Below are 24,401 nucleotides of genomic sequence, written 5' to 3'. Positions count from 1 at the left end.
TGGATCACGATCGCCGACCGGCGTCTCAGAGCACCGGGTTCGCGTCGGTGAGCAACCGGTCGATCTCCGCGAGCACCTCGGCCCGGTCGCGGTGCACCGGGTCGATCAGCGGCTCACCCCGGCGGTCCAGCGCACCCCACCGGCCGGTGGCGCTGCCGATGAGGAACGCCACCGGATGGATGACCAGCATCGGGTGCGCCGGCGGCACCAGCACCGCACCGGAGCGATCCACCACACCGCGTCGACCCGCCACGTCGACGACGGCGAGACCCTCGTCGGTGAACCCGTCGATCTGCTCGCCGTCGGCCAGCTCGGTGCTGAACCCGTGGTAGCGGGTGGGCACCACGATCCGGCCGTTCCGGTCGACCGCGCCCCACCCCTCACGCCGTACCGCGGCCACCCCGCGCCGGAACGGGCGCACCTCGGCGAAGTTGGGCGGCACCTGCACCGCGCCGGTCGCGTCGATGGCCGTCCAACCGCCGTCGCCGACCACCCACGCCAGGCCGTCGCTGAACGGGCGCGCCATCCGGTACGACGGCTGGATCACCGTCGTACCGAGCAGGTTGATCAGCGACCAGCGGTCGGTGTCCGGGCGCCGGACCCACGCCAGCCCGTCGTGGAACGCCTGCACCTCCGCGTACCGGGCCGGGATGACCAGCTCGCCGTCCGGGTCGGTGTACCCCCACAGCGGTCCGTCCCGGCCCGGCATCGGGGGTCGGTCACGGTCGAGGATGTCGTCCCGACTCCGGGGGTACGGCCCGAAGCCGTCCGCCGACGCGCGGGCGGTGACCGCGTCGAGGGCCACCCGGACCCGGTCCAGCAGCTCCGGGTCGCCGGCGCCGCGCAGGTCGAGCGCCCGCTCGAAGTGGTGGCACGCCTCCATCAGCCGCCCCTGGTCGTGGCAGGACCGCCCGGCGTGCTCGTGCAGCGCGGCCCGCAACCGGTCCGGCAGCTCGATCGAGTTCGCCCGGGCGAACAGCAGGTCGGCCTCGGCGAAGTCGCCGCGCCAGCGCAGCACGTGGGCCAGCCGGGCCTGGGCCAGCGCGGTCCGGCGCAGCTCGCCGGTGGCCTCGGCGTAGGTGAGGGCGAGCCGACCGTCGGCCAGCGCGTCGTCCAGTTCGCCGAGGATCCGGGAGGCCACCGCCCGCAGGCTGAGCAGTCGCGCCCGCGTCCGGTTGTCGATGGCCGAGCCCAACTTCTCGGTCAGCCGCCGCCGGATGGCTCGCAGGTCGTCGGGCTCGGTCAGCTCCTCGCGCAGGGTGACCGGGTCCAGCCGCCAGCGGTACGCCCCCAGGACCTGCTCCGGGTCGCCCGGGTCGGCCAACGACGGACGGGTCGGCTCCGGCGGGTCGGCGGGCGGCGCGGACACCGGTGCGTTCTCCCCGGGCGACCCGGTCCGCGGCCCGGGGATGGCCATGGCAGGCACGCCCGACACGGGTGCTTCCGGTGTGGACACGGGCGGCGCGGAGACGGGCTGGTCCGCGTCGTGGTCGGGTGGCGTGGAGCTCACCTCGGCCGCCGGGTCGTCCTCGCCCGGGTCGCCCTCGTCCGGGTCGGCAGGCGTGACGGCCGGGACGGGAGCCGACTGGTGGTCGCTGTCCGAGACCGGCGCCGGTGGCCGGGCCGCTGCCTCGGGGTCCGTGACGTCGGCCGGCTCGCTGGAAACCTCGGAGGCGCGGCCGGAAGGTTCAGGGGCGGGTTCGGTGTGCTCGTGCGGCGTCGTGACGCTCGGCGCCCCGGAGACCGGGCGCGCCGGTGGACCGGACACCGGCCCGAGCGCCGTCGATCCGGGTCCGGGCTCCGTAGGTACGTCGTCGTCGTCGCCCCAGGGGTCGCCGGCGGCCTCGCCGTCCGCAGACGCGGGGAGCGACCCGGTGGACGCCGTCGCGTCGTCGGGCGCGGACACGGGTCGCGCGGGCGGCGCGGAAACCGGACGCGCGGGTGGAGCGGACACGGGCGGTGCGGAGTCCGGGTACGCGGGTGGCGCGGAGTCCGGGTACGCGGGTGGCGCGGAGACCGGGTACGCGGGTGGTGCCGAGACCGAGGCCGCGGGTGGAGCGGACACGGGCGGTGCGGAGACCGGGCGCGCGGGTGGCGCGGAGACCGGGTACGCGGGCGGCGCGGAGACTGGGGGCGCGACCGGCTCGACAGTCGGGTCGGGCCGTCGGTCCGTCGGCGGGCCACCGGTCGTCGGCTCGGCGGACGTCGTGCGCCGCTCCTGCCGCTCCGCGGTCACTGGCGACGAGTTGGCCGCGTCGTCGAGGACCGACCCTGCGCCGGTCGCCGAATGGTCCGTCGTTGTCTCGTCCTGGTCGGACTCCGCCTGCTGGGCGGGATTGAACCAGGCGTCCGGCCCCCGCACCGGAGCCTCGGCCGGTTCCGTTGCGGGCGGCACCGATGATTCCGAGGGCGGCGGTGGAACGTAGCGGCGCGGCACGCCCGGGGCGACCGGAAGCGCCGGACCGGCGTCCATCGCGGGCGTTGCGGGCGTGCCCGGCGGTGGCGTGGTCGCCGGGGTCGGCCGGGTGGTCGCCCGATCCGGGTGCTGCCAGCTGGGCGGTGCCGTCTCGCCGGTCGTTCGGCTATCGGCTGCCTGCTCGTCGCCCCGCCGCCCGTCGCCGGAGCGGCCTGCGGGGCTCGCCCCCGGGTAGCGCGGCGGTGCGGCGGGTTGAGCGGAGGCGGTCGGCGCCGGCTCGGACGGCGTCCGACGCTCGGGAGACAGCGAGGGTTCGTCGGTCCGCGGTGGATCCACCGGCGCGGGCAGGAACTCCAGCCGGAGCCGGGCGGCCGGCGGGCCGGAGACGGGTACGTCCGCTGCCGGTGAGACGGGTGCCGCCGACACCGGTCGGTCCCGATCCGGACGATGCGGCGGGCTGGGGTCGGTCGCCCGGTGCCCGTGGCCCGTCGAGGCGGGGGAGACCGGAGCGGCCGAGACCGGTCGGTTCCAGGCGGGGGAGACCGGGGCGGCCGAGACCGGTCGGTTCCAGTCGGGTGCGGCCGGCGAGACGGGCGCGGGGGACACCGGTCGCTCCGGGCGGGCCGGGGTGGCGCGCCCGGTGCCCGGCGTGGCCGGGGACACGGGCGCCGGTGGCACCGGTGCGGTCCGACCAGGGGCGGCCGGTGGAGGCGTGGCCGCCGCGGCGGGATGCGCGGGCCGCTCGTCGTACCGGGGTGGCGGGGCCGGCGCGCGCTCGGAACGGGCAGCCGGCCGCGCCGCCACGCCGGGGTCGGCAGGGCGGTGTGGTTCGGCGGTGCGGTGCGTCTCGGGGCGGTGGCCCACCTCCCGGGCGCGGTCCTGGCGCACCGGACCCGGCGGTGGCCAGGGCAGGCCGCCGTCGGGTCGGTGGCCGGGCTGTGGCCGCGCCTCGCGGTACGTGTCCGGCCGGGCCTCCTCGCGGGGGCGTCGGTCCGGGTACGTCTCGGCGCGGGCCGCCGCCTCGCGTGGCTGCTGCCGGTGCGGGTCGGCGTCCGGTCGGCGTCGCTCGTCGTCCCTGCGCGGCTGCCCCGGTGCCTCCGCGTCGGGTCGGCGGCGACGTCCGTCGTCGGCCGTCCGTGGTGTGGTGCCACCGTCGTCCGGGCGGTACCGCCGCTCGACCGGCACGCCGGCGTCCGGCCGGGCCCGTGCCACCGGCCGGACGTCGTCGGCGGCCCGCTCGGGCCGGCGGGAGTCGTCGGGCAGTCGCTCGGGCCGGCGGGAGTCGTCGGGGGCCCGCTCAGGCCGGCGGGGGTCGTCGGGGGCCCGCTCGGGCCGGCGGGAGTCGTCGGGGGCCCGCTCAGGCCGGCGGGCGTCGTCGGGCAGTCGCTCGGGCTGACCGTCCGGGCGGTAGCGCGGGCGGCTGTCCACGGGCGCCCACTGGCCGGCTCCCTCGGCGGCCCAGCCGTCCACCGGGCGGCCGTCGTGACCCCGGGTGGGTCGGACCCCGTACCCGTCGGCGGGGGGTCGTTCGTAGTCGGCGGCCGGCCGATCCTGCGCGGCCCGCCGGCGCGGCGGCTCCTCGGGTTCCCGAACCCAACCGGGTTCGGTGCGGGGTGCGGGGGAGACCGGTGGCGCGCTCGGGTATCCCCGGTCCCGTTCGGTCGGCTCGTGGCGGGACCGGCGGGTGTCGTACCGCTCAGTCGCGGGCTGGTCGCGCTGCCAGGCGGCCTCGCGGGCCGGTGCGCGCTCGTCGCCGGAGCGTCGCTCGGACCAGGCGGTCCGCCGGTCCGGCTCGGCGGAGCGGCGGTCGTCACGCCGGGGCGGCTCGGGCAGTGGCCGTCGGTACGGCTCGTGGTCGTAGTGGCGGATGTCGGCGGGCCGGCCGCGGCCGGCGGCCTCGATCGGACGATCGTCGCCGCGGGGACGGCCGTAGCCGTGGTCGTCGTCAGCCCAGGACCGCCCGTGGCCCGGCTCCTCGTCGGGCCAGGAGCGGCCGTACGGGTCCTGTTCGGCTGGGGGCTCGTCGGCCCACGATCGGCCGAGGTAGGTGCCGTCGGGGCGAGTGGGTGCCAGTGGTGGGACCTCGGTGCGGCCGACCACGGTGGCCCGGCCGCGTGGCGGCGGGGGTGGTTGGTGGGACATCCCGATGTCGCCGGGGTAGCGCTGGCCGGGGAACTGGGGATGCCACTCGGTGGTCGGTTCGACCACCCAGGACGGTTCGTTCGGATCCCGCCACCGGTCGGTGTAGCGCCCGCTCATCCGCCGAGCCCGTCGCCACACCCGGCCGTTCGGCCGATCCCCGTCCGAGGTGCGCCGTCCGCGGTCGTGCCGCAGTGACCGCCGGGCGTCCGGTCGCCGCCTGCCACGCCCCGGTGGCCGGCTCGCGTCCGCTCGCTCACGGCGTTGTCACCTCGTTGCAAATTGTCGCGCTGGGGCCTCGCGTGCCGGTCAGGTCGCCCGTTCCAGCAGGGCGTGGCTGCGGATGGAGGGTAACGGCGTGGGCTCTCTCACCGCCACTGTGGCACCGCCCATGGGCGCAAACGTTATCCCATGGTTTCGGACATTTGGGTCTATAACCCAATCTGACCTTCGACGATATCCCAACCATCGGCCCAGCGGCTCGCGCGGGACACCCGCCCCAGGGTCAGGGATGCTCCATGACGAGGACGGCGAAGGTGCCCGGACGCAGCGCCTCGTAGCGGTGCGGCGCGTCGCCGGGGAACGTGGCGTAGTCGCCGGGATCGAGGTCGACGAGGCCCGATGCGGGCCCCAGCCGCAGCCGCCCGGCGGCGACCACCACGTGCTCGACGCTGCGCGGCGTGTGCGCGTCCGCGGTACGGACCGCGCCGGGCTCCAACCTGATCAGATAGATGTCCCGCCGCAGATGCGCGGCCCCGGCGCTGAGCAGGGTGCCGGTGAAGTCGGCCTGCTCCGAGCGGACCTGCGGGCCGTCGCCGGCCCGGATCACCCGTACGCCGTCCGCGGCCGGCTCCACCAGCCGACTGAGCGGTACGCCGAGCGCTTCACTGAGCGCCCACAGCGTCTCCACGCCCGGGTTTCCGGTCCCGGACTCCAGGTGGGAGAGCGTGGACTTGGCGACCCCGGCCCGGCGGGCGAGCTCGGTCAGGGAGATGCCGACCCGTTCCCGTTCCCGACGCAGGGCGCTGGCGATGGTGGTCAGCGGGGCGGCCGGCTCGGGAGACATGGCTTCGCTCCAGGGGATCAGTGTGGTTGCACCGCACAGCGACGACCTGTTCACCAGGGTGAACTATGCGAACGGTACAACGAACGACCGGGCCCCGGATGCTTCGTGCTCATCCGATGCCGCTCATCGCGGCGCGGCGCTCAGACCTTCTCGCCGAGCTTCACCTGAGGAGCCGGAGCGCGCATCCGACGGAAGGTGATCGACCGCATCACCGCGTACAGGTAGAGCGAGCCCATCCGCTGGTCGGTCTTCGGGAAGCGTTCCCGGACCAGCTTGCCGATCTTGCGGCAGATCAGCACCGAGTCGACGACCACGCCCAACGCCAACGCGCCCCAGAGCACGTTGGAGATCAACCGGACCAGCGGCGGCATCGCCGCGTTCGACCCGATCAGCACGATCAGCGCGCCGCCGAAGAACCAGGTGCCGACGGTACGGCGGGAGTCGACCACGTTGCGTGCCAGCAACCGCTCCGGGCCCCGGTCGCGGGGGCCACCCTCGCGGCGGAACTCCGACGCGGCCTCGGCCCGCAACTGGCGGCGGCGCTCCCGCTCCTCCTCCTTGGTCAGAGGACGGCTGGGGCCGGCCGGGCGACGGCCGACGGTCGGCCGCTTCGGCGTCTCCCGACCCTTGGCCGGGGTGTAACCCCGGGGACGGTCGGCGGTCTCCCCGGGGGTCACCGAGGTGACGGCCTCGTCGACGAGGTCGGTGGACTTGCGGCGAAAGAGCGACGGCACGCGGCAAGGGTAGCCAACGCGCCGCGCCCGGTGCACATCGCGGTGCACCGGGCGCGAACAGTATGTGGTCGGGGTTACGGACGCTCGGCGTGCGCGCCCAGATCGGCGAGCTTGGCCTCGAAGTCCTCGTAGCCCCGGTTGATCAGGTCGACGCCGTACACCCGGGAGGTGCCCTCGGCCGCGAGCGCCGCGATCAGGTGGCTGAACCCGGCCCGCAGGTCGGGGATGACCAGGTCGGCGGCGTGCAGCTTGCTCGGCCCGGCGATCACCGCGGAGTGCTTGAAGTTGCGCCGGCCGAAGCGGCACGGGGTGCCGCCGAGGCAGTCCCGGTAGACCTGGATGTTGGCGCCCATCGAGTTCAGTGCCTCGGTGTAGCCCAGCCGCTGCTCGTAGACCGTCTCGTGGACGATCGACAGGCCGCGGGCCTGGGTCAGCGCCACGACCAGCGGCTGCTGCCAGTCGGTCATGAAGCCGGGGTGCACGTCGGTCTCCAGTGCCACCGCGTTCAGCTCGCCACCGGGGTGCCAGAAGCGGATGCCGCCCTCCTGGCCCGGGTCGCCCAGCTTCGGCGCACGTGCGTCGGTGACCTCGTACTCACCGCCGACCGACCGGAAGATGTTCAGGAAGGTCATCATGTCGGCCTGCTGTGCGCCGAGCACCTCGACGTGGCCCCGGGTGGCCAGGGCGGCGGCGGCCCAGCTCGCCGCCTCGATCCGGTCCGGGATCGGCCGGTGGGTGTAGCCGTGCAGCTTGGGCACACCCTGGATCTCGATCACCCGGTCGGTGTGCACCTTGATGATCGCGCCCATCTTCTGCAGGATGCAGATCAGGTCGACGATCTCCGGCTCCACCGCGGCGTTGCGCAGCTCGGTGACGCCCTCGGCCAGCACCGCGCTCAGCAGCACCTGCTCGGTGGCGCCGACACTCGGGTACGGCAGCGCGAACTTGGTGCCGTGCAGGCCGTTCGGCGCGGACAGGTGCAGACCCTCGGGCCGCTTGTCGACCGTCGCGCCGAACTCCCGCAGCGCCTGCAGGTGGAAGTCGATCGGACGCGGGCCGATGTGGCAGCCGCCCAGGTCGGGGATGAACGCGTGCCCGAGCCGGTGCAGCAGCGGACCGCAGAACAGGATCGGGATCCGGCTCGAGCCGGCGTGCACGTTGATCTGGTCGGTGCTGGCGCTCTCCACGTTCGCGGGGTCGAAGACGAGCTCGCCGTTCTCGGCGCCGTCGGTCACCTTGACGCCGTGCAGACCGAGCAGACCGCGGACCACCTCGACGTCGCGGATCTTCGGCACGTCGAACAGCCGGCTCGGGCTGTCACCGAGCAACGCGGCGACCATCGCCTTCGAAACCAGGTTCTTCGCGCCGCGCACGCGGATCCGCCCTTCGAGCGGAGTGCCTCCATGCACGACCAGGACGTCGTCGGTCAACGCAACCTCCAGCGCGTCGGTGCTGCTGTGTTGATGGTGGGGAGCGTGAACCTTGTCGCTACCCCGGAAGCGGCCATATCGAAACGGCCCGCTTGCGTCGTCGCTCCGGCAGCATAGCCCTCGGTGACGAAAAAGGACTCGGTCACATCGGCGTGTGTGGCATTAATCGGTGATCCGGCGCTTTTGTGTGCCAAAGGCGTCACGGATCGTAATCATGCGCCGGGCAGGGCGAGCATCTGGTCCAGTGCCACCCGGGCGTGGTGGGCGGTGTCGGCGTCCACCGTGATCTGGTTGACCACCCGACCGGCGACCAGCTCCTCGAGGGCCCAGACCAGGTGCGGCAGGTCGATCCGGTTCATCGTCGAGCAGTAGCAGACGGCCTTGTCCAGGAACATGATCTGCTTGTCCGGATGGGCCAACGCCAGCCGGCGGACCAGGTTCAGCTCCGTGCCGAGCGCCCACGCCGAGCCGGCCGGCGCCGCCTCGATGGTCTTGATGATGTACTCGGTCGAGCCCACGTGGTCGGCGGCCGTGACCACCTCGTGCCGGCACTCCGGGTGGACCAGCACGTTCACCCCGGGCACCCGCTCGCGGACGTCGTTGACGCTCTCCAGGGTGAACCGGCCGTGCACCGAGCAGTGCCCCCGCCAGAGGATCATCTTGGCGTCGCGCAGCTGCTCCGGCGTGCGGCCGCCACCGGGCTTGTGCGGGTCGTAGAGGACGCAGTCGTCCAGCGACAGGCCCATCTCCAGCACCGCCGTGTTGCGGCCCAGGTGCTGGTCGGGCAGGAAGAGCACCTTCGACCCCTGCTCGAACGCCCAGTCCAGGGCGCGCTTGGCGTTCGACGACGTGCAGACCACGCCACCGTTGCGGCCGACGAAGCCCTTGATGTCAGCCGAGGAGTTCATGTACGTCACCGGGACGGTCTCCGCGGCGATGCCCAGCTCGGTCAGCGTGTCCCAGGCGGCCTCGACCTGGCCCAGCACGGCCATGTCCGCCATCGAGCAGCCCGCCGCCAGGTCGGGCAGGATCACCCGCTGGCTGTCCGTGGTGAGGATGTCGGCGCTCTCGGCCATGAAGTGCACGCCGCAGAAGACGATGTACTCCGCGTCCGGACGCGCCGCCGCCTCCCGGGCCAGCTTGAACGAGTCGCCGGTCACGTCCGCGAACTGGATCACCTCGTCGCGCTGGTAGTGGTGCCCCAGCACGAACACCTTGCTGCCCAGCTTCGCCTTCGCCGCCGTGGCACGGGCCACCAGATCCGGATCGCTGGGCGCCGGCAGGTCGCCCGGACACTCGACGCCGCGCTCGGTGTCGGGGTCGCTGCCCCGGCCGAGCAGCAGCAGAGCCGTCGCCGTGTTGGAGGGTTCCGCCCAGGTCGAAGTCACGTCCCCCATGGTCCCACAGCGCGAGCGCGCCACCGCGTCCGTCGGTGTGGGCTGCCACACTGCTCGGCATGCGCGTGCTGCTCTGCCCGGACAAGTTCGCCGGCACCCTGCCCGCACCGGAGGTGGCCGCCGCGGTCGCAGCCGGTTGGCGCACCGTCACCGACGGAGACGATCTGCTGATCCGGCCACTCGCCGACGGCGGGCCGGGCTTCGTGGAGGTGCTCGCCGAGGCCCTCGGCGGTCGGCGCGTACCGGTGCCGACGGTCGACCCGCTGGGCCGGCCGGCGGCCGGTGAGATCCTGCTCACCGCCGACGGCGCGACCGCCTACCTGGAGAGCGCCCAGGCGTGCGGGCTGCACCTGCTCGCCGCCGCCGAACGCGACCCGAAGACCACCACCTCGTACGGGCTGGGCCTGCTCGTGGCCGCCGCGGTGGAGAGCGGCGCACGGACGGTCATGATCGGGCTGGGCGGTTCCGGCACCAACGACGCCGGCGCCGGCATGCTCGCCGCGCTGGGCGTGACACCCCTCGACGCGGCGGGTGCCGCACTGCCGTACGGCGGGGCGGCGTTGGCCCTGGTCGACGCCCTCGACGGCGCGCCCCGGCTGCGCGACGCCCGGCTGGTGGCCGCCACCGACGTCGACAACCCGCTGCTCGGCCTGCACGGCGCCAGCAACGTGTTCGGCCCGCAGAAGGGCGCCGACCGCGCCGACGTCCTGCTGCTCGACGCCGCGCTGGAGCGCTTCGCGCGCGTGCTGGAACGGGACCTGCCCGGCTGCCCGGTCGGTCTCGGCGCGCTGCCCGGTGGCGGTGCCGCCGGTGGTCTCGGCGCGGCCATCCTCGCCCTGGGTGGCGGCTGCGAGTCGGGCATCGGCCTGGTCACCCGGGCCACCGCACTGGACGCCGCGCTGGACACCGTCGACCTGGTGATCACCGGCGAGGGGTCCTTCGACCACCAGTCGCTGCGCGGCAAGGTGGTCGCCGGAGTGGCCGGCGCGGCACGGGACCGGGGCGTCCCCTGCGTGGTGGTGGCCGGCCAGGTGAGCACCGGCCGACGGGAGGCCGCGTCGGCCGGGGTGACCGACGCGTACAGCCTGGTGGAGCACTTCGGTGGGGAGGAGGCCGGCGGGCTCGACGCCGCGCTGAGCCGCCCCGCGGACGGGCTGCGCGAGCTGGGCGCCCGGCTGGCCCGGCAGTGGAGCCGCTGAGCGGTCCGAGTCGTCCGGTCGTCCGGGTCACGACCGGGTCGACCTGCGGCGGGGGTCACGCCACGCGGGTGCGTCCGGCCGGGGCGGCGTACGATCGGGAAAGGACCACAACCGGGAATCACTGGACGGCGCGCGGCGTTGGCCAGTGCGTCCGGACCCAAACCGCGCAGGGAGACTTCCACGTGACCACGCCAGCGCAGACCGAGTCGACCGAGGCCCAGGCCCCTACTTCCGTCGTCCTCACCGACGTCGCGGCGCAGAAGGTCAAGGCCCTGATCGAGCAGGAGGGCCGCGACGACCTGCGGCTCCGCGTCGCGGTGCAGCCGGGTGGCTGCTCCGGCCTGCGGTACCAGCTCTTCTTCGACGAGCGTTCGCTCGACGGTGATGTCGTCACCGATTTCGGTGGTGTCGAGGTCGTCGTCGACCGGATGAGCGCCCCGTACCTGTCCGGCGCGACGATCGACTTCGCCGACCGGATCGACGCCCAGGGCTTCACCATCGACAACCCCAACGCGGGCAACTCCTGCGCCTGCGGTGACTCGTTCAACTGAGTCGCGCACCACGCGCCAGCGATGACGGGGCCGTCCTTCGGGGCGGCCCCGTCGTTCGTGTCGGGGAGCGCTCCCGGCAGGCGGGTTACCGCTCGGTTGCCGATGTCCGACCGACCGGACACCATCGGGTTGCCGGGCCGGTAGGCTGACCGCGCCCTGCTCCCGACCCCGAGGGTTGACATGAAGATCGCCGTGACCGGCTCGATCGCCACCGATCACCTGATGAGCTTCCCCGGTCGCTTCGCCGACCAGCTCATCGCCGATCAACTGCACAAGGTGTCGCTGTCCTTCCTGGTGGACGACCTGGTGCTCCGCCGCGGCGGCGTGGCGGCGAACATCTCCTTCGGCATGGGGCAGCTGGGCCTGCGCCCGGTGCTGCTCGGCGCGGTCGGCGCCGACTTCGCCGACTACCGCTCCTGGCTGGAGCGGCACGGCGTCGACTGCGACTCGGTGCACGTCAGCGAGGTGGCGCACACCGCCCGGTTCGTCTGCACCACCGACACTGACATGTGCCAGATCGCGTCGTTCTACGCCGGCGCGATGAGTGAGGCCCGCAACATCGAGCTGGCGCCGGTCGCCGACCGGCTCGGCGGTCTGGATCTGGTGCTGGTCAGCGCCAACGACCCGGAGGCGATGCTGCGGCACTCGGCCGAGTGCCGCACCCGCGGGTACGCGTTCGCCGCCGACCCGTCGCAGCAGCTCGCCCGGATGGGCGGCGAGGACGTGGTGGCGCTCATCGAGGGCGCCGAGTACCTGATGACCAACGACTACGAGAAGTCGCTGCTGCAGAGCAAGGCGCAGCTGAGCGACGACCAGCTGCTGGACCTGGTCAAGGTGCGGGTCACCACGCTGGGCAAGCACGGTGTGGAGATCGCCGGGCGGGGCATCGACCCGATCCACGTGCCGATCGCGCGGGAGATCCGGGCGGTCGACCCGACCGGGGTGGGCGACGGCTTCCGGGCCGGCTTCTTCACCGCGCTCTCCTGGGGGCTCGGTCTGGAACGCGCCGCCCAGGTCGGCTCGCTGCTGGCCACGCTGGTCCTGGAGACGGTCGGCACCCAGGAGTACGACGTCCGCCCCGACCTGTTCGTCAAGCGGCTCGCCGAGTCGTATGGCGACACCGCGGCCGACGAGGTACGCGCCCTCCTCCTGCCGTGAGCGAGCTTCTGGTTGCCCGCGGTGCTGTGCTCGCTGGCGCGTGCACAGCACCGAGGCGCCCCGGCTGGGGCGCGACGCTGCCTGAGCTGGAAGCGGCAGGCCGAGCGTCATGGGGTGCGGGGGTTAGCGGGACGCTCCGAGCCCACCGGCTGCGGTCACGGCGATGAAGGCTGACCATTGGTACGCGGGGAAGACGAGCACCGGGCCCGAGCGGTCCTTGCTGTCTCGCACCGCCATCTGACCGGGCAGGACGGCGCACTCCACGCAATCGCCGTTGTTGGCGCTGCGGCTGCTGACGAACCAGCGGGCGGTGGCGAGGTCGGGGGTGGACACGGTGGCCTCCGGGGCTAGGCCGCGCCGGCCAGCTCCCTGATCAACGCGCGCGATTCGGCGGGCGAGAGGGCGACCTGGCGCAGATTGTCTGCCACCATGTTATAGGTCCGCACACCGTCCGGATCCTGCACGTACATCGCCCCGTCGAGCACCTCGGTGTAGGCGATCGGCCGGACGTGAACGAAGTCCAGCAGGACGAACTTGCCGAGCGGCGTTGCGGCATGCGGCCCGTCCTCGGGGCGGAGCACCTGCACGGTGACGTTCGGCAACTCGGACATGGTGATCAGGTGTGCGAGCTGGGCTCGACGGGTCTCGTCGCCGTTGACCCGTAGCCGCAGGGCCGCCTCACCGATCACGGCGTGCAGGACGAGCGGGTCGTCGTCGGTGAGCCGTCGGGCCCGCGTCTGCCGAAACGACACGAATCGCTCGGCGTGGTCCGGGCGGACGAACCCGGTGCCGAGGGTCAGCGCCTGGGCGTAGTCCTCGGTCTGGAGCAGACCGGGGATGACCATGGACTCGAAGACGAACGCGCCGTCGGCCAGCCCTTCCAAGCCCACGTACGTCTTGAACCAGTCGGGCATCACCGCGGCCCACGGTGCCCACCAGGTCTTGGCGTCTGACCGGGTGGCGAGCGTGGTGAGTCGGTCGATCGCGGGTTGGTCCGCTCCGCAGGCCCGGAGCACGGCCGCGATGTCCTCCGGGAACTGCTGGTAGCGCCCGGTCTCCATATGGCCGAGCTTCGGCTTGCCGATGCCGGTTCTGCCGGCCAGTTCCACGAGCGTCATCGTCGCCTCGCGTCGGTAGCGGCCGAGTTCGGCGCCGATCAGCCAGCGCAGGGCCGAGGGGTCGGTCCGGGGTCCCATCGGGCTCGCCTCCAGTGAGTTCAACGTCAGGGCTATTTTGCCGTTCCGTCTTCCATAGTGCAAGGTATGCGGCTATACGTATAGCTACAAACTAGTTGGAGGTGTCCATGCTCGATCCGGTTACCGCACCGCTCGGCACTCAGGAAGAGTTCCACCTGATGCTGGTCGAGCTGGCCAACGCCTGCGCTCCCCGGCGCTTCGCGATCTGCGAGGAGCACGGGGACCGAATCGACGGACGGGTCTTCGCCTGGGGTCTCGCATTCGAGGACAGCGCCCTACTCTGCGATGACGAGCAGGCGCTCACCGGGAGGTTTCGGAGCCCGGACAGCGCGGTGCGGCTCTTTGCCCGGTCGGGCCGTCGACTGAGGCTGATCTGGATCGACGAATGATGTCACAGTCAGTGGATGCGGCGGACATCGTAGGGCCGAGAGCCCGCCTCCTCCGGTGACCCACGGACAGGGCTTCACCGGCAGGACGGCTCGCGGGAACCTTCCGACCACCTCGCTGTAACTCGACAACCCGTTGTTACGGGCACGAGCGACAGACGGGAGGATGGTCATGAAAGGCACCCTGGGTGGAAAGTGCCCCGCTTTTCTCCTCACCCGGGTGCCCTCGGGTGTGCACCTGAGCTGCTGGCAGGAGCCGGTGCTGTTGGCCGCGCCGGTGCCCGGTCGGCACCTCATCCACTGGGCTGAGGACGCGCTCGGGTCGGAGTTAGCCCTCGACGTCCTGCGAACCCGGCCGAGGCCGTGGTCGAGCGGATGGTGGGCGCTCTGTCGGCGTCCGTCCTCATCGAGATCGGCCTCGCTCGGGCCGACCGGCTGCACATGCCGGCGCGGTGCCCCGTGAGGTGCTGGCGGGCGGGGGCTTCGGCAGTGTGGTGCCGATCAGGCCGGCTGATCACGGCGTCGACCACATCCTCGTTCGGCCGGCCAGCCACCTGCTCGATGGCGGCGGGACCGTCGTGACGCCGGTGCGGACGCAGAGGCCGCAAGAGGTCCTTCCCGATCTGACCGCGGTTAGCCGGCGGGCGGCACCGGCCTCAGTGGGATCAGCAACCGTGCGCCCTGTCACGGCGCAGTACGCCAGCCCGCCGCGCGTCGCGGAGTGGCAGTCCGACCCGCGGCCACGCTTCGCCAAGGCAAACCGGTCCCGCTGGCAGAACGCGCTTACCCCGCAGGATCGGGCGGGGGTCGACGCGGTCGTCGAGGCGATGCACCCGCTCGACGCGGCTCCCGGCGCGCAGCGGGCGGGGGAGCTGGCGGTCGTCGAGGCCCTGCGTTCGCTCAATGTGCTGCGGGACCACCACGGCGCGGCGCGTCGAGGCGAGCACCTGTTGGCCACGATGCACCGTCGGTTCATCCGGGACGGGCGAGCCGACCCTTCCCGGGTCCGTCGGATGATGCTGCACCACCGCACCGATCTCGGCGGAAGCGATCGGGAGATCCTCGGGCACGCGGCGGCGGCGGTGCGACTGGCGCTCGCCCACGGCAGTGCCCTGCCCGCCGCGACGATCGACACCGGCAAAGCGACGCTGACCGTCGAGTTCGCGGCACCGGGCGGCACCAGGCCGCTGCTCTCCGCCGAACAGCACACCGTGCCCGTCGACGTCGTTCCCGTGGACAAGTGGACGGAAGCGCTGACCGACTCCGCTCTGCTCGTCGACGGTCGACTGAAAATCCGGTCGGACGCGAGCGACCGGTCCCTCGTGCTTGGCCTCGCGGGGCTGTTCGCCCAAGTCGCCGCCGAGGGGGTGGTCGGCCCTACCGGGACCCTGCGGGCGAACAGCGCGGAGGCCCTGCACGCCAAGCGGACGATCCTGCGGCGGATCCACTTCGGCGGCAGTGCGTGGGGCACGACCCGACCGAAGCGATGGCTGAAGAAGCACCTCTCGATGCCGCACACCACGGAGGTGCTACGGGCCGAACTCCGAGCGATCGACGAGGAACTCGCGGCGGTGGATCACGGCCACTCGGACACCGCGGTCTGGGGCGTCGACCGGCCCGCCCACCTGACCGGCAAGGCCTCCCTCGCCGACCATCTCGCACGGCGGATGGTCGCCGCGTCCTCGATCGGGACCACCTTCGCCGGTGGGCTGAGCAATGACCCGCCGCGTGCGATGGCGCTGATGGGGTCCTCGGTCGCCGGGACGGGCACGATGAACATCGTCCAGGCGGCGTCCGACGCGCTGGCGGCGAACGCGAGCCGTAACGTCGCACCGGAGGTCGTCCTGACGGCCCCGAAGCGGTGGGGTGAGCGGGGGCGACCGGCGAAGAGCACGCTCGGGCTGCCCATCGCTCAGATGACCAAACGTGCGCCCCCCGCGCTGTCGATGGCGGCGGCGTCCGGTCTGGTGACCGGTCTGGTGGGCCTCGACGTTCGCGCGGTGCTGGACGCGAACGGGCAGGTTCTCGTCGAGGGGCACAAGGTGCACCGGTGGGACCTGGCCGGCCTCTCGACCGCGCTGCAGGGCGGGCAGAGCCTGCTGGCCGGCGCCGGCTCGGACTGGGTGTTCGACCTGTGGGAGGGACGGGCGAGGGACCGCTTCACACGCGCACTGGAGGGCAGCCCGGACCACCGCCGTAATCGGTATGTGGAGAACGCGTTCCACTACACGCTGGAGCTGTACAGACGGTGGGCGGAGTCCCTGAAAGCCGGCCTCCCGGTTCCGGAGCACCTGAAGGTCGGCCTCAGAGGGCTCGCCGAGGAGGTGGGCTCGCTGGCGAACGCGATCGACCGGGAGGTGGCCGACAAGGTCAGCGACCTGCGCCACCGCCGTCGACTGTTGCGGCGGTTTGTCGGCATGTTCGGTCGGCAGCAGGGGCGGCAGAGCTACGACCTGGTCGATCGAGGGCTGCCCAACGGAATGCCGAAGATCTGGCACAACATGCTGCGCACCGGCACCCAGTACTCCGCCGCGCAGGTGCCGTCCCAGGTGATCGGTCATCTCGCCGGCAGCGCGGCCGGACTCGCGGACGCCGGTGTGCTGTCCGGCCTGGGACGAGGTCTGGCCTACGGGGCCGGTTGGAGCGCGCTGAAGAACCACGAGTTCCGCGACGCGATGGCGGTGGCGGCCTGGGACGCCCGGTTCCGGCTGGGTGTCGTCCGGACCCTGCTGGACGCGATCGTCAACGGCGTGGCCGTGGACGATCGCGTGCTGCCCCGCGCCGCCGATCCGCAGCGTTACCCGTGGTTGGCCAAGTTCAGCCAGGACACCGCGCGGGTACTTGACCAGCGCAAGATCAACCAGCTCGTCGAACGGCCTACCGAGATCTCCAAACGTACCCAGATGATCTACAAGCATGTGCCGGCCACCACCGCGGGCGCGCTGGGTTACGGCATCGCGGCGGGTGCCGGGATGATCGCCGCTCCGGTGGCGCTTCCGGTGATCCTCACGGCCGCCGGTGTCCTGGCGGTCACCGGCGCCGGCGAGACGTACCTGCGGACCCACGAACCCCGGCACCGCCAGGCGGCGCGGTTTGCCGGTGCCGTCGCCGAAGTGAGCAGCCAGCCCCGCTCCGGCGAGCAGTTCGTGCAGGTTCTCCAGGAGAACCTTTCCGGAGCGGCAGCGGCCAACAAGCTGATCACACCGATCGAGCTGCCACCCAAGGCCGGTGTGCTCAAGCGGTTCGGTCGTTGGCAACGCGACGGGTTCAGCGACGTCTGGGTCAGCGGGCGTCGGCGCGTCGGGCGGGCCATCGTGTGGGCGCAGGATCGGGCCCGCTCCGGTGAGCCACCGCGACACCTCACCCGGCAACCTCTCCGGGTGGCCGGGCCGGTCCGTCTGACCTCGGCCGATCGCGCCGAGGTCGACGTACTGCACGGTATCCTCACCGACCTCGACATGCTCAAGAGCTGGTCCGTCGGCGACGACGAAGACCGCAAGCTGCTCCGTAAGGACCTCGCTCGGCACCTCGACAAGCTCGGCCTCTGGCGGGGCGAGGCGGGGCAGGACTGGTCCTGGAACGACGCGCGCTGGACGGCGATCGCCGCAGCTCTGCGATCCCGACACGGCCGTGCCAACCCCCTAGCCCAGAGCGACCCGGGCGGCGTCGAGTCCGCCGCGTCGATGGCGGCGGTCCGGGGCGCCGGGTCGGATTCGCTGTCGCCGTACCGAAAGGCCGTCGACGATGAGCGGAGGAAGACGGATCACCTCTGGGCCGGCATCGCCAAGATGTCGTCGCCCGAGGGGCAACCGCGAGCCTGGGCGTCGGTGACCTCACCGACCACGCTCCAGTTCGCCGTCGGCGACCTGAAGAACGCCGAGCTGAACCTCCGGGTCGACACGGCGCTCAACGGGCCCGCCGAAGTCGTGCTGCGCCTGCGGCACTGGTCCGCGCCGACCTACGAACTCGTCGTCCGGGACAGCGCCACCCTGCACGACCCGGATGCCCTGGGTCGTCTCCTGGACGGGGCCGTCGAGCAGATCAGGATCAATCGGCCCGGCCTCGGTGCCCGGTCGTGGAACCTGGTCCAGCACGCGTTCCGCACCGAGGACAGGTATCCCGTCCTGCGTCGACAGCTCGATCCGTTCGGCCCGCCGACGTGGCCGCTCCGGCCCACCGTTACGCACTCTGGGCCGCGTCTAGATCACTCTCCTGAGACCGCGCAGAGCCCGTACCTCGATCAGTACGCCAACCGGACACCAGCGGTATCGATGCTTGTCGCTGATCCTGCGATGCCGCGGCTGGCCGAGATGCGGTCGAGCACGGCAAGCGGGCCTGCACGGGCGCACGGATCGGTGAAGGAGGCCAGTCAGCAGCAGATGCCGTACGGGGCCGCGGCATGGAACGGCCCTCGATCCGGCGCCCATGGCCCTTCCACCACTCTCCGCTAGGTGAACGTGCGGCGTGCCCAGCCCAGCGGAGGTCTGCCCGCTGGGCTGGGCACGCTCCCGCTCTTCAATGCCCGGCATCGCTGGCGTCCCCGCGGGGCACCGGCCAGTAGCTGGTAGGGCTCCTCGTCCATCGGCTCTCCTCAGTGGGTGCGGCGGATGTCGTAGGCGGGGCCTTCGGGGCCGGTCACCGATCCCAGGAACTCCTGGCCGCGCATCCGGCACCAGGCGGGGATGTCGACCGCCGCCGCCGGATCGTCGGCGAGCACCCGGACGACCGTGCCGACCGGCACCTGCGGCATCCGGCGGGCCGCCGCGATCACCGGCAGCGGGCAGCGCTGACCCCGGCAGTCGAGCACCTCGTCGGGCATCGTCACAGCCCCACCACCCCGGCCTCGGCGCGCAGTGCGGCGACGATCCCGGGCAGCTCGGCGAGGAACCGCTCGACGTCCGCCTCGGTCGTCTCCCGGTGCAGGCTGACCCGGACGTTGCCGTGCGAGAGCACCCCCATCGCCGCCAGCACGTGTGAGGGGCGCAACGTGGACGACGTGCAGGACGAGCCGGACGACACCGCGAAGCCGCGCCGGTCCAGCGCGTGCAGCAGCGTCTCGCCGTCGACGTACAGGCAGGAGAAGGTCACCAGGTGGGGGAGCCGGAGCACCGGGTCACCGACCACCTCCACGTCGGGCACCTCCGCCGCGACCCGCGCCCGGATCCGGTCCACCAGCGGCGCCAGCCGGGTCTCCTCGGCCGCGGCGTCGGCGGCCGCCGCGCGCAGGCTCGCCGCCGCCGCCACCACCGCGGGCAGATTCACCGACCCGGGGGTACGACCACCCTCCCGCTCGTCGGCCGGCCACGGTGACTCCCAGCGGGTGCCCTTGCGCACCGCCAGCAACCCCACCCCGGGCGGCCCGCCCCACTTGTGCGCGCTGGCGGTGAGCACCGACCACCCGGCGGGCAGCGGCACCCGGCCGACCGACTGCGCCGCGTCGACGTACAGCGGCACCCCGGCGTCGGCGCAGGCCGCGGCCGCCTCGGCGACCGGTTGCACGGTGCCCACCTCGTGGCTGGCGCTGATCAGCGCCGCCAACCCGACCCCGGGGGCGCGTACCGCGTCCGACCAGGCGGTCAGGTCCAGCCGGCCCAGCCGGTCCACCGGCACCGCGTGCGCGACGCCGCCAGCCCCGACGTGCCGCTGCGCGGCGTGCAGGACGGCGGAGTGCTCGATCGCCGAGTGCACCAGCGTCGGCCCGATCCGGTGCCGCCCGGCCAGGCCACCGAGCACCGCGCCGTGCGCGGCGGTCGTACCACTGGGGGTGAAGGACAGCTCGTCGGCGCGGACGCCGAGCGTCTGCGCGGTGGCCTCGCGGGCGGCGTCGAGAAGTTGCCGGGCGCGGCGGGCCTGGGTGTAGAGCTTGCCGGGGTCGGCCCAGCCGTCCTCCAGGGCGGCCAGCAGCGCCTGCCGGGCGACCGGATGTGTCGGCGCGGCGGTCGCCGCGTCGAAATAGACCGGGGAAGCGCTCACAGATCAGTACGGTATCGCGGCGGTATGCCCAGGATCCCCCCGATGGGGGCGGACAGTGACCCCACCACGGCCGAGCCCGTCATGGTCGAGTAATCTGCGACCGTCGGTGACGCCTTTGTCGTGGGTGCCGAGGAAAGACGCACCGCGGCGCGCTAGGGAGGCAGGACCAGGTGGTCGCAAGGAGTTCGGAGGTACGGCCGTCGGCCGTACGGCACAGCGCTTCCCAGGGGGCCGGTGGACGCCGGCGGCGCGGTGCTGGTCGGCTGGCCGGGCTCGGTCTCGGCGGCGTGGCGCTGCTGGTCCTGCTCACGGGCTGTGACGTCGGCGCGACGTTCGACGGCTTCGGTTGGCCGCAGGGGGGCATCTCGGCGGAGTCCCGGCGGATGTACGACCTGTGGATCGCCTCCTGCATCGCCGCCCTCGCGGTCGGCGTCTTCGTGTGGGGCCTGATCTTCTGGTGCGTCGTGCGCTACCGCAAGCGTGGCAACGCGCTGCCGGTGCAGACCCGCTACAACATGCCGATGGAGTTCCTCTACACCATCGCGCCGATCCTGATCGTCTCGGTGCTCTTCTACTACACCGCGATCGTGCAGACCGACGTCGACAAGCTGTCGAAGAACCCCGACGTCACGGTCGAGGTCGTCGCGTTCAAGTGGAACTGGCAGTTCAACTACCGCGACGGGCAGGGCACGGAGGCCCGCACCACCGCGTCGACGCTCGGCACCAGTGAGGTCATCCCGGTGCTGGTGCTGCCGACCAACCGGTCGATCCGGTTCGAGGAGACCAGCCGCGACGTCATCCACTCCTTCTGGGTGCCGGAGCTGCTCTTCAAGCGCGACGTCATGCCGGGCAAGATCCGCAACGTGTTCGAGGTCTCCAGCCTGGAGGCCGAGGGCGCCTACGTCGGGCGGTGCGCCGAGCTGTGCGGCAGCTACCACGCGTTCATGAACTTCGAGCTGCGGGTGGTCTCGCCGGAGAAGTACGACCAGTTCCTGGCGGCGAAGCAGAGCGGCAAGTCCACCCAGGACGCGCTGACCGCGATCGGTGAGCAGCCGTACGCGCAGACCACGCAGCCGTTCGACACCCGGCGGACGCAGGACAACTTCAACCCGGACGACGTTCCGGCCCGCACGGGAAGCTGAGGCAGCCGCATGAAGACCGAGTGGCGTATCTTCCTGATCATCGCCGGGTTCCTCTTCGGTGCCACCATCCTGTACGGCGCCTGGACGCACGGTGAGTCCGGCAACGTCGAGTGGGTGGGCACCGTCGCCCTGCTGCTGTCGTTCCTGCTCTGCTCGATGTGTGGTGGCTTCTTCTGGTTCGTGTCCCGCCGGATCGACCTGCGTCCGGAGGATCGTCCGGACGCCGAGATCGCCGACGGCGCGGGTGAGATCGGCTTCTTCAGCCCGGGCAGCTACTGGCCGTTCGGTCTGGCGCTGGCCGCCGCGGTCGCCGCGCTGGGCATGGTGTTCTGGCAGTTCTGGCTGATCGGCGCCGGCCTGTTGGCGGTCGTCTTCGCCGCCTGCGGGCTGCTGTTCGAGTACTACACCGGCACCCGGCGCACCGCCGAGCACTGATCCACCCGGTCGCCGCCGCGACCGACCCGTACCGCCGCGAAGGCCCGTTTCCCGATGGGGAGCGGGCCTTCGTCATGGGTGGCCGGCGCGAGGGCCGTTCAGGCGGCGCGGCGCTGGGTGGGCTGACGGCGTCGGTGGTCGGCCAGCCGGGTGACCCGGAAGGCGAACGTGGCGATCACCACGGCGGTGCCGCAGCCGGTGCAGATCAGCTCGGGGCAGTCGGCGCCGTGGCCGTCGACGCAGGGCGGCGTCTCGAACGGCGCCACGCCCGCACAGACGTCGCAGTGGAGCTCGCGGTGCGACACGGGTGTCTCCTCATCACTACGGGCGACCCGCCCCCGAGGATGCGACAGCCGCGCACAGACGGGAACGGAGAACTACTCGGCTGTACTTTCCCACCCGGGTCCGACAATTTCCGTGCGTGATCCACTGGACATCCTGGAACTCGGGGTGTCCGGGGCTGGTGGAGACCGCGGATCCGGGATCCCAAGCGCCGGGTCGGGACCGGCGGCGGGGTCCGGTCAGGCGGTGGTGGCGGTCTCGATCCAGCGGTCGAGGGTCGCGGCAGCCGCGCCGGAGTCGAGCGACTCGGCGGCGCGGTCCAGGCCGGCGCGCAGCGCCTCGGTCAGGTCACCGTCCAGCGGGCCCTGGGTGGCCAGCGCCGCCGCCGCGTTGACCAGCACCGCGTCCCGGACCGGACCCGTCTCGCCGGCCAGCAGGCGGCGGGCCACGCCCGCGTTGTAGGCGGCGTCACCGCCGCGCAGGTCGGCGAGGGTGGAGCGGGGTACCCCCAGGTCCGTCGCGTCCAGCACGGCCGCACGTACGGTGCCGCCCTGAGCCGCCCAGACCCGGGTCGGCGCGGCGGTGGTGAACTCGTCCAGCCCGTCCTCACCGCGCATCACCAGCACCGAGTCACCCCGGGCGGCGAACACGCCGGCCATCACCGGTGCCATCCGCGAGTCGAAGCACCCCACGGCGCCGGCACGGGGGCGCGCCGGGTTGGTCAGCGGGCCGAGGAAGTTGAAGACGGTGGGTACGCCCAGCTCCCGGCGGACCGGCCCGGTGTGGCGCATCCCGGGGTGGAACCGGGCCGCGAAGCAGAACCCGATGCCGGCCTCGGTGACGCAGCGGACGATCGCGTCCGGGTCGAGGTCGAGCGGCACGCCGAGGAACTCCAGCAGGTCGGCGGTGCCGCAGGAGGACGACGCCGCCCGGTTGCCGTGCTTGACGACCCGGACGCCGGCGCCCGCCACGACCAGCGCGGCCATGGTGGAGATGTTGACCGTGTGGGCGAGGTCACCGCCCGTGCCCACCACGTCCAGTGCGGTGGAGCGCAGCTCGTCGGGGAGGTCGACCGGGACGGCCCTGCTGAGCATCGTCTCGACCAGCCCGGCCAGTTCGGCCGAGGTCTCACCCTTGGCGCGCAGCGCCACGGCGAAGCCGGCGACCTGTGCGGTGCCCGCCGAGCCGGCCATGATCTCGCCCATCGCCCAGGCGGTGTCGGCGGTGGACAGCTCCTCGCCGCGCAGCAGCGAGTTGAGCAGGTGCGGCCAGGTCCGATCGCCCATGGCGGGCCTCCCGAGCGTACGAAGTGCGGGTGGGCTGGAACCGGCGCCGACTCGTCCGACGCCGTGGCGGTGCCGGAGAGCGGAGGACGTCAGGCGGGTGCGTGCGTCCGCAGCAGCTCGGCCACCGTGCCTCCGGTGGTCACCGGGTCGAGCGGGTGCACCAGCGTCGCGTCGACCTCGGCGTACGCGGCGAGCCATCGGTCGGCGGCGCGGGCGATCACCAGGCAGGTCGGCGGAGCGTCGTCCCGGTCGTCCTTGATCTGCCGGGCGATGCCCATGCCCCCACCGGGGCTGGCCTCACCGTCGAGCAGCAGCAGGTCGATCTCGTAGTCGTCGACCAGGCGGATCGTCTCGGCGTACGTCGACGCGTCGACGAACTCGATCTGCAGGCCGGGCGCGGGCCGGGTGCCGACGGCGAGCCGCATCCGGTCACGGACCTGCGGGTCGTCGCTGTAGAGCAAGACGGTGCACAGACGATCGCTCATGGCTGAACAGGCTCCCACCTCGTAGCTGCCCGCCGATCGTACCGGTCGACGTGACGTAGCCGACATCCCGCCCGACACCGGCCCTGGGGCGTACCGTCTGCGCAGCTCAGGCGGGCGCGGCGTCGGCGGCGCGTTCGCGGGCCTCCTGGCGGTCCAGTTCGCGGTCGACCCGGCGGGCCTCCCGCTCGGACTGCTTGACCCACTGCACCACCAGCACGGCGAGCATGGTGACGCTGACGAACTCGCCGCCGGCCCAGAGGATGCCGCCGGCGAGCACCTGGTCGGCCTTCGGGTCGGCCCAGCCGAGGTTGAGCGACGGGTACCAGTCGCCGCCGAAGAGTGTGGTGCTCTGCATGATGGTGAGCCCGAGCACGGTGTGGAACGGCACAGAGAGCAGCATCAGCAGCGCCCGCGCCGGGTACGGCCAGCGGCCGGGCAGCGGGTCGAGACCGAGCAGCGGCCAGAAGAACACGCAGCCGGTCATGATGAAGTGCGCGTGCACCAGCTCGTGCGCCCAGGCGTGCTCCAGGGTGAAGCGGTACAGGTCACTGAAGTACAGCGCGAACGGGTTGACCACGAAGATGGCGAACGCCACCAGCGGGAAGCTGTACACCCGGGCGACGCGGCTGTGCACGATCGCCAGCAGGCGCTTGCGCGGCCCGACCGGCAGGGTGCGCAGGGCCAGCGTCATCGGCGCGCCCAGCGCCAGGAAGATCGGCGACACCATGGACAGCACCATGTGCTGGATCATGTGCACCGACAGCAGCGCGGTGTCGTACGCGTGCAGACCGCTGAGCGTGACGAGCGCGATGCCGCCGAGGCCGGGACCGAGGAAGAAGACGGTCCGGGCGACCGGCCAGCGGTCGCCGCGCAGTCGCAGCCGGTGCACCCCGTAGAGGTAGAGGCCGGCGGCGAGCACCAGCCCGAGGGCCAGCCAGCTGTCCAGCCGGGTCTCGGTCAACACCGCGCCGATGGTGAACGGCGGCGGGGCCGAGGTGGCGGCGAGGATCGGATCGACGTGCAGCACGCTTTTCAGGCTAGGCCAGGCGAACCGGACCTTGACGCCCGGGCCACGGAAGGCGCAGGTTTGCCACCCCGCTGATCGCCGGCCCCGGTCAGGGGCAAT

At 72.7% G+C, this 24,401-nt stretch carries 20 protein-coding genes; 7 read left to right on the top strand and 13 right to left on the bottom strand.

From position 1 onward, the window contains the following. Window positions 1-25: 25 nt before the first annotated feature. The 5 genes from AB0H52_RS04825 to nadA form a co-directional block, all read right to left on the bottom strand. Entirely contained in the window at window positions 26-4,675 is a 4,650-nt protein-coding gene (locus AB0H52_RS04825) for a WG repeat-containing protein (protein WP_357945275.1), read from the bottom strand. Window positions 4,676-5,060: 385 nt separating this feature from the next. Further along, window positions 5,061-5,621 (bottom strand): XRE family transcriptional regulator, encoded by a 561-nt coding sequence (locus AB0H52_RS04820; RefSeq protein WP_151492130.1) that lies wholly within the window; start codon window positions 5,619-5,621, stop codon window positions 5,061-5,063. 140 nt (window positions 5,622-5,761) lie between these two features. Continuing rightward, the gene (locus AB0H52_RS04815; RefSeq protein ID WP_151492129.1) at window positions 5,762-6,355 is read right to left on the bottom strand and encodes a DUF3043 domain-containing protein; all 594 of its coding nucleotides are present in this window, start codon (window positions 6,353-6,355) and stop codon (window positions 5,762-5,764) included. A 74-nt stretch (window positions 6,356-6,429) separates the two neighbouring features. Beyond that, window positions 6,430-7,785 carry a UDP-N-acetylglucosamine 1-carboxyvinyltransferase gene (gene murA, locus AB0H52_RS04810; protein ID WP_151492128.1) on the bottom strand — a complete coding sequence of 452 codons (1,356 nt, stop codon included), beginning with the start codon at window positions 7,783-7,785 and terminating at the stop codon, window positions 6,430-6,432. 212 nt (window positions 7,786-7,997) lie between these two features. After that, window positions 7,998-9,173 carry a quinolinate synthase NadA gene (gene nadA, locus AB0H52_RS04805; protein WP_151492127.1) on the bottom strand — a complete coding sequence of 392 codons (1,176 nt, stop codon included), beginning with the start codon at window positions 9,171-9,173 and terminating at the stop codon, window positions 7,998-8,000. A 68-nt stretch (window positions 9,174-9,241) separates the two neighbouring features. On the opposite strand from nadA, the gene AB0H52_RS04800 reads away from it, so the two are divergent. From AB0H52_RS04800 to AB0H52_RS04790, 3 genes are all read left to right on the top strand, one after another. Continuing rightward, the gene (locus AB0H52_RS04800) at window positions 9,242-10,381 is read left to right on the top strand and encodes a glycerate kinase (RefSeq protein WP_357945270.1); all 1,140 of its coding nucleotides are present in this window, start codon (window positions 9,242-9,244) and stop codon (window positions 10,379-10,381) included. Between the two features lie 182 nt (window positions 10,382-10,563). Next, window positions 10,564-10,932 (top strand): iron-sulfur cluster insertion protein ErpA, encoded by a 369-nt coding sequence (gene erpA / locus AB0H52_RS04795; RefSeq protein WP_007463211.1) that lies wholly within the window; start codon window positions 10,564-10,566, stop codon window positions 10,930-10,932. A gap of 180 nt (window positions 10,933-11,112) precedes the next feature. After that, window positions 11,113-12,090 carry a carbohydrate kinase family protein gene (locus AB0H52_RS04790; protein ID WP_357945267.1) on the top strand — a complete coding sequence of 326 codons (978 nt, stop codon included), beginning with the start codon at window positions 11,113-11,115 and terminating at the stop codon, window positions 12,088-12,090. Between the two features lie 123 nt (window positions 12,091-12,213). Here the strand turns inward: AB0H52_RS04790 and AB0H52_RS04785 are convergent, their stop codons facing one another. Continuing rightward, window positions 12,214-12,423, bottom strand: a complete 210-nt coding sequence (locus AB0H52_RS04785; protein WP_357945264.1) for a DUF397 domain-containing protein — start codon at window positions 12,421-12,423, stop codon at window positions 12,214-12,216. 14 nt (window positions 12,424-12,437) lie between these two features. After that, window positions 12,438-13,286 (bottom strand): helix-turn-helix transcriptional regulator, encoded by an 849-nt coding sequence (locus AB0H52_RS04780; protein ID WP_151492123.1) that lies wholly within the window; start codon window positions 13,284-13,286, stop codon window positions 12,438-12,440. A 101-nt stretch (window positions 13,287-13,387) separates the two neighbouring features. Here AB0H52_RS04780 and AB0H52_RS04775 point away from each other — a divergent pair, with 101 nt between their 5' ends. Next, window positions 13,388-13,675, top strand: coding sequence for a hypothetical protein (locus tag AB0H52_RS04775; RefSeq protein WP_357945261.1), 288 nt, complete (start codon window positions 13,388-13,390; stop codon window positions 13,673-13,675). 671 nt (window positions 13,676-14,346) lie between these two features. Continuing rightward, entirely contained in the window at window positions 14,347-18,123 is a 3,777-nt protein-coding gene (locus AB0H52_RS04770) for a hypothetical protein (protein WP_151492121.1), read from the top strand. A 140-nt stretch (window positions 18,124-18,263) separates the two neighbouring features. Here AB0H52_RS04770 and AB0H52_RS04765 read toward each other — a convergent pair whose 3' ends face one another. Then, the gene (locus AB0H52_RS04765; RefSeq protein WP_151492120.1) at window positions 18,264-18,497 is read right to left on the bottom strand and encodes a sulfurtransferase TusA family protein; all 234 of its coding nucleotides are present in this window, start codon (window positions 18,495-18,497) and stop codon (window positions 18,264-18,266) included. After that, complete coding sequence (locus AB0H52_RS04760; RefSeq protein ID WP_357945258.1) at window positions 18,494-19,645, bottom strand: aminotransferase class V-fold PLP-dependent enzyme; 1,152 nt, start codon at window positions 19,643-19,645, stop codon at window positions 18,494-18,496. Before AB0H52_RS04760 ends, AB0H52_RS04765 begins: the two co-directional genes overlap by 4 nt. A 170-nt stretch (window positions 19,646-19,815) precedes the next feature. Between AB0H52_RS04760 and coxB the strand changes: the two genes are divergently transcribed. Both coxB and AB0H52_RS04750 read left to right on the top strand, forming a co-directional pair. After that, window positions 19,816-20,787: a cytochrome c oxidase subunit II gene (gene coxB, locus AB0H52_RS04755; protein ID WP_151489534.1), complete on the top strand. Its 972-nt coding sequence runs from the start codon at window positions 19,816-19,818 to the stop codon at window positions 20,785-20,787. Between the two features lie 9 nt (window positions 20,788-20,796). Further along, window positions 20,797-21,222, top strand: a complete 426-nt coding sequence (locus tag AB0H52_RS04750) for a cytochrome c oxidase subunit 4 (RefSeq protein WP_151489533.1) — start codon at window positions 20,797-20,799, stop codon at window positions 21,220-21,222. A gap of 98 nt (window positions 21,223-21,320) precedes the next feature. On the opposite strand, the gene AB0H52_RS04745 is transcribed toward AB0H52_RS04750, so the two are convergent. From AB0H52_RS04745 to AB0H52_RS04730, 4 genes are all read right to left on the bottom strand, one after another. Then, entirely contained in the window at window positions 21,321-21,527 is a 207-nt protein-coding gene (locus AB0H52_RS04745; protein WP_278121757.1) for a hypothetical protein, read from the bottom strand. A 216-nt stretch (window positions 21,528-21,743) separates the two neighbouring features. Continuing rightward, complete coding sequence (gene trpD, locus AB0H52_RS04740) at window positions 21,744-22,790, bottom strand: anthranilate phosphoribosyltransferase (RefSeq protein WP_357945254.1); 1,047 nt, start codon at window positions 22,788-22,790, stop codon at window positions 21,744-21,746. 89 nt (window positions 22,791-22,879) lie between these two features. Further along, entirely contained in the window at window positions 22,880-23,275 is a 396-nt protein-coding gene (locus tag AB0H52_RS04735; protein ID WP_151489530.1) for a hypothetical protein, read from the bottom strand. Between the two features lie 106 nt (window positions 23,276-23,381). Next, on the bottom strand, window positions 23,382-24,311 hold the full coding sequence (locus AB0H52_RS04730; protein ID WP_357945341.1) for a cytochrome c oxidase assembly protein: 930 nt from the start codon (window positions 24,309-24,311) through the stop codon (window positions 23,382-23,384). Between the last annotated feature and the right edge of the window lie 90 nt (window positions 24,312-24,401).

Source organism: Micromonospora sp. NPDC050695 (assembly GCF_040654415.1).
GTDB lineage: Bacteria > Actinomycetota > Actinomycetes > Mycobacteriales > Micromonosporaceae > Micromonospora.
Note: the sequence above shows the minus strand (reverse complement) of the source record. Positions and strands in the feature narration are given on the sequence as shown.

Bases quoted from the DNA above. Each gene is read 5' to 3' on its own strand.
- AB0H52_RS04825 (WP_357945275.1), bottom strand. From the start codon at position 4,675: ATGAGCGGGCGCTACACCGACCGGTGGCGGGATCCGAACGAACCGTCC.
- AB0H52_RS04820 (WP_151492130.1), bottom strand. From the start codon at position 5,621: ATGTCTCCCGAGCCGGCCGCCCCGCTGACCACCATCGCCAGCGCCCTG.
- AB0H52_RS04800 (WP_357945270.1), top strand. From the start codon at position 9,242: ATGCGCGTGCTGCTCTGCCCGGACAAGTTCGCCGGCACCCTGCCCGCA.
- AB0H52_RS04790 (WP_357945267.1), top strand. From the start codon at position 11,113: ATGAAGATCGCCGTGACCGGCTCGATCGCCACCGATCACCTGATGAGC.
- AB0H52_RS04780 (WP_151492123.1), bottom strand. From the start codon at position 13,286: ATGGGACCCCGGACCGACCCCTCGGCCCTGCGCTGGCTGATCGGCGCC.
- AB0H52_RS04750 (WP_151489533.1), top strand. From the start codon at position 20,797: ATGAAGACCGAGTGGCGTATCTTCCTGATCATCGCCGGGTTCCTCTTC.
- trpD (WP_357945254.1), bottom strand. From the start codon at position 22,790: ATGGGCGATCGGACCTGGCCGCACCTGCTCAACTCGCTGCTGCGCGGC.
- AB0H52_RS04735 (WP_151489530.1), bottom strand. From the start codon at position 23,275: ATGAGCGATCGTCTGTGCACCGTCTTGCTCTACAGCGACGACCCGCAG.